At 75.8% G+C, this 4,559-nt stretch carries 3 protein-coding genes and 1 pseudogene; 3 read left to right on the top strand and 1 reads right to left on the bottom strand.

The window, feature by feature from the left end; genetic code table 11:
• On the top strand, positions 1 to 1,378 hold a 1,378-nt coding region (locus DQW06_RS23290), incomplete at its 5' end, for a TIGR03986 family CRISPR-associated RAMP protein (RefSeq protein WP_117199315.1).
• Between the two features lie 60 nt (positions 1,379 to 1,438).
• On the opposite strand, the gene DQW06_RS23285 is transcribed toward DQW06_RS23290, so the two are convergent.
• Positions 1,439 to 2,587, bottom strand: a complete 1,149-nt coding sequence (locus DQW06_RS23285; protein WP_013154000.1) for a hypothetical protein — start codon at positions 2,585 to 2,587, stop codon at positions 1,439 to 1,441.
• A 358-nt stretch (positions 2,588 to 2,945) separates the two neighbouring features.
• Here DQW06_RS23285 and DQW06_RS23280 point away from each other — a divergent pair, with 358 nt between their 5' ends.
• Positions 2,946 to 3,320, top strand: a complete 375-nt coding sequence (locus DQW06_RS23280; RefSeq protein WP_019610529.1) for a hypothetical protein — start codon at positions 2,946 to 2,948, stop codon at positions 3,318 to 3,320.
• 180 nt (positions 3,321 to 3,500) lie between these two features.
• A pseudogene (locus DQW06_RS23275) lies at positions 3,501 to 4,559 on the top strand (CRISPR-associated protein); the annotation flags it as partial.

The following is a 4,559-nucleotide window of genomic DNA, read 5'->3' as shown; positions in this document are numbered from 1 at the left end:
GGGCGGGGGAGGGGTGGTGCGGGCCCTGGTGGTCCTGACCGGGGTCGCCGCGGGTGGGCGCCGCAACGCCTACCTCTTCCCCCGGCCCGCCGACCTGGGCGGACGCCTGCGCGTCCCGGACGCCATGGTGGAGCTGTTCGAGTCGGCCGAGCAGGTCACCGGCTACCAGCGCGCCGCCTTCCCCGACACCCTGGGCACGGGCGCGGCCGACCCCGTGCGCGAACCGGTCGCCGGGGCCGCCGGCGGCGGCCTGCCCCGCCGCGGGCTCGAACCGGTCTGGTTCGACCTCGACGCGTCCGGGGAGGTGGTCTCCTTCGGCCGCTCCGGCGGCTACCGCATCGCCGTCAGCGACGACAACCCGGTCCGCCGGGCCCTGCCCGCGCCCGTCCTGGGCCCCCAGCACGGCGACCCGGGCAGGGCCGCCCTGGCGGGGCGCACGGTGGACGTGTGCCGGGCCCTGTTCGGCGACACCGACACCTTCGCGGGCGAGTCGGGGGCGTCCAAGGGCCGGGTGTCCTTCGGCAGCGCGCTGAGCACCGACCCCGACCCGGACTACCCCGACGGCGCGGCCCTGCGCGTGCAGCTGCTCTCTCCCCAGCGGGGCTGCTTCGCCAACTACCTGCTCCAGGGACCCGACGCCGCCTCGGGGGACCGGCCCGACATCATCACGTGGTCGCACGAGGGCCTGGTGCGGCTGGGCGGGTACAAGGTGTACCTGCACCGGCACCGCGCCGCCCCGGGCGGACCGGTGCGCTACGACGCCCGCACCCAGGAGGAGCTGGGGCTGACGGTGCTGGCTCCGGGATCCCGGCCCGAACCGCCCCGCGACACCCAACGCGACGTCGTCCCCCTCCGCGACGGTCTCACCTTTCGCTCACGCATCACTTTCACCAACCTCACCGACGGCGAACTCGGTGCGCTGCTGCGCGCCCTGCTGCTGGACAATCCCGTGGACGGGGGCGACCCCGCCGACCCCGAGCACGCGCACAAGATCGGCATGGGCAAGTCGCTGGGCATGGGCAGCGTCCACCTGCGCCCGGAGCTGTACCTGGTGGACCGGCGCGCCCGCGCGCTGTCCCTGGACCCGGGCGCCGGGGTCGTGCGCGCCGGGCGGGAGCGGGTGCGGGGGTTCCTGGACGCCTTCGGCGCCGCCCTGGCGGCCAGACGCCTGCCGGGCGAGCCCGCACCCGGGCGCTGGCGGGAGGTGGACCAGGCCGTGGACGTGTGCCTGGCCAGCCGCTGGCGCGGCCGCCTGCCCTGGGAGGCGACCGCGGTGATGTCCCTGCGCGAGTTCGCCGAGTACCCGGTGCTGCCCCCGCTCACCCGGCGGTTCCGCGACGCCGGGAGGCCCGGAGGGCGGGCGGGGCACGGCGCGTAGGCGCGCCGGTGGCCGCCCCGTCCGTCCTCTTCCCGGGGTCCGCCGGGTGGGCGCGTCCCCTCACGGGCGTCCGTCGACGGCCTCGGCCAGCGCCTCCAGCAGGTCCGCGCGCAGGTCGGGGTCCTCCTGGGCTCCCGTCCACAGCGCCGGGGCGGGCTCCCGCTCCAGCAGCGCGCACAGCAGGGCGTCGAGCGCGCCCCGGGGGTCGGCCTCGAAGTCCCCCCGTGCCTCCTGGGCCCGCTCCGTCAGCTCCCGGGCGGTGCGCTCCAGCCAGGCGCGCTCCGACGCGTCCAGCACCTCGCGCCGCCGCGGGGACTCCTCCTCGGGTTCGGGGGCGTCGGGGACGGGGGAGTAGGGCGCGCTGCGCGCCCGCCCCCGCGCCTGCTGCACCAGCCGGAAGTGGACGGGCATGTCCACCGCCATCCGGCCCAGCACGCCGGTGAGCCTGCGGGCGACGTCCTCGCCGCTCATGCCTGGCAGCAGGCCGCGCAGCAGCAGGCGGCGCCGCTGGTCGGGGGTGCGGCCCGCGTCCGCGTCGCGCCCGGAGGCCAGTTCGGCCAGCTTGCGCAGCAGGTAGTCGCCGGTGGCGGTGGAGACCATGGGCGGTTCCCCGACCGCGGTCAGGGCGCGTCCGCGCAGGTCGGCGACGGGCACGGCGCTGCCGTCCTCGGTGAAGGAGACCGCCTCGCCCGGGTGCACGTCCTCGGGCAGGTCGGCGGCGGGGTTGCCCCAGCCCGCGGTGAGCACCAGCATCGCCAGCGCCTCCTGGTCGACCACGTCCGCGGCGACCCGGGACACGTCGCGGCGCTGCGCCCAGCGCCGCGGGCGCTCGGAGAACGCGCAGCGCACCCGGCCGTCGGAGGAGGCCTGCGGGTAGACCCGGCGCAGGTTCTTGTAGGAGCGGTCCCGGCGCACGTCGTCCAGGGCGTCGCGCAGCCGGTGCGCGGCGGTGCGGTCGACGGCGGTGCCGTCGGGCACGGCGCGGCGCATGCGCACGGCGATGACGCCCTCGGGGTCGCCTCCGTGCACCGGGCACGGGCAGTGCTCGGCGCACAGGTCGACATAGTCGCCGAACTGTTCGGAGTGACCCGAGCAGCCCTGCGCGGTTCCGTCCGCGGAGCACGGCCCGCACCCCAGAACGCGCGTGAAGGCGCGCAGGAAGGCGGCGGAGCCGAACAGCTCCCAGGCGGAGCAGTGGTGCGTGCTCACGAACTCTTCTCCCCGGTGGTCCGGGGCCGGGACGCTTCCCCAGCCCTCCGGGAAAGCGCGTGAGAGAACGCGAGACCTCAGGTGACACCCCCGCGCCAACGGGAGGTCACCTATCAAATTAGGCCCGCCGAGGGGGAAATGTCAATTGACGGACCCCTGTACCAGGCAGGATGAATTTCTATAAACAAGTGCAAAATGGATATCAGTAACAATGGCCTCAGTGTTTACGGATTTCCCGGTCCGGCGTCGTTCTCCGGGGACGTGCCCTGTGTCCGAGAGACTGCGGTGAGGGCGCGCCGCCGCCGGACCCGGCGGTCAGCCCGGCCGACGGGGAAGCGAGAGGAACGGAGGTCACCGGATGCTGGTGGTCAACCTGACGCCGCATGTGGTGACAGTCGTGGACGAGAGGTCGCGCGTCATCCGGCGCTGGCCCGGATCCACCCGGCCGGCCCGGGTGGAGGCCGTCCGCGTCCCCGTGGGCCTGGAGGTCGCCGGGGTCCCGCTGGTGGCCGAGGAGCGCACCCGGGCCGACCTCCCCGAACCGCAGGAGGGCGTGTGGTTCATCGTCTCCTCCGTGGTCGTCTCCGCGCACCCCGAACGCCGTGACCTGCTGGTCCCCTCCGACCTCGTGCGCGACGGCAGCGGCGTGGTCACCGCCTGCCGGTCCTTCGTCGTCAGCGGCGCCCTGGTGCGGCTCGGCCTCCGCCCCCGGGACGCGGAGGCGGTCCCCTGACGACGTGCGCCCGCGCTCGCCGCGCCCCGCCCCCGTTCGCCCGGAACGGGGGTGACGCGAAGGGTCCCGGCGGCCGGGCCGGCCGGGGAACGGCATCCGGACCGGACGCGGGCGCTGGAGAAACGGGGTCCCACCGCATAGCGTGGTCCTCCGACGCCCCCTCCCGGAAAACAGGACGCCGTGGACAGCCCCCGTGCCGCCGTCGTGCTCGTCGGACAGAACCCCACCCCCGCGCTGCTGTCCTCGCTCACCCTGCGCGCCGACCACCTGGCCCTGGTCGCCAGCGACGGGACCCGACCGCTGGCACGGCGCGTCGCCGCCGCCGTGGAGCGCCTGGCCTCCCCCGAGTCGGTGAGCGTGGTGAGCGTGGGGCCCGACCCGCACGACTTCGGTCCGGTCACCGACACCCTGGCCGCCCTGCACCGCGCCAACGGCGGCGAACCCTGGTACCTGGACTACACCGGCGGCACCAAGGTGATGAGCGTGGCCGCGGCCCTGCTGCACGAGCGGGTCCTCCCACCGGACCGGCACCCCGGCTCCCGCCGCTGGCGCCACTACCTGGACGCGGTCCGCGACCGGCTGCGCACCGCCGACGGCTCCCATCCGGGGCGTCCCCTGGTCAGCGACGGCGTCGACCTGCGCACCCTCGCCGGAATCCACGGCGCCCACTGGCTGGAGGACCGCGACCCCGAACCCGTGCGCCTCTTCGTCCAGGGCGGACGCCAGGCCCTCCAGGCGCGCTTTCCCGACCTGGCCCCGGCCGTGCGGCGCGGCGTCGTCGCCGAGGGCCGCGTCCTGTCCCACCTGCTGCGCCACACGCGCCGCCGGTCCGACACCGAGGTCGTCGGGGCTCGCCAGGTCGCCGACCCCCGTCACCCCGGGGGTTCGGTCGCCGACTTCGACGCCGTCCTGCGCCACCGCCACCGCGTGCTGTGCGTGGAGGCCAAGACCCGCCCCGAGGACGTCGTCGCCCGGGCCGGGTGGACGGTGGCCAAGGCCCGCCGGGTCTTCGGCACCGCGGTCCAGGTGCTGTTCGTCCACTCCGGGCCCGCGGTCCCGGGGCTGCGCGAACGCGTCACCGCCTACAACCCCGCCCTGACCGCCCGCAGCGTGCACGTGTGGAGCCTGGAGGACCTGCTGTCCCGGCTGACGTCGTTCGAGGACATCCGCGGGGCGTTCTTCCCGGGCATGGCCTCCTCCGACACGAACGGATCCCCGGCTCCCGGCCCCCGCCCCGCG

Source organism: Nocardiopsis sp. TNDT3 (assembly GCF_003427465.1).
Classification (GTDB): Bacteria; Actinomycetota; Actinomycetes; order Streptosporangiales; family Streptosporangiaceae; genus Nocardiopsis; species Nocardiopsis dassonvillei.
This window is presented reverse-complemented; position numbering and strand designations above follow the sequence as displayed.

What these genes read in the sequence shown, in the direction of transcription:
- DQW06_RS23280 (WP_019610529.1), top strand. Translation starts at nt 2,946, where the DNA reads ATGCTGGTGGTCAACCTGACGCCGCATGTGGTGACAGTCGTGGACGAG.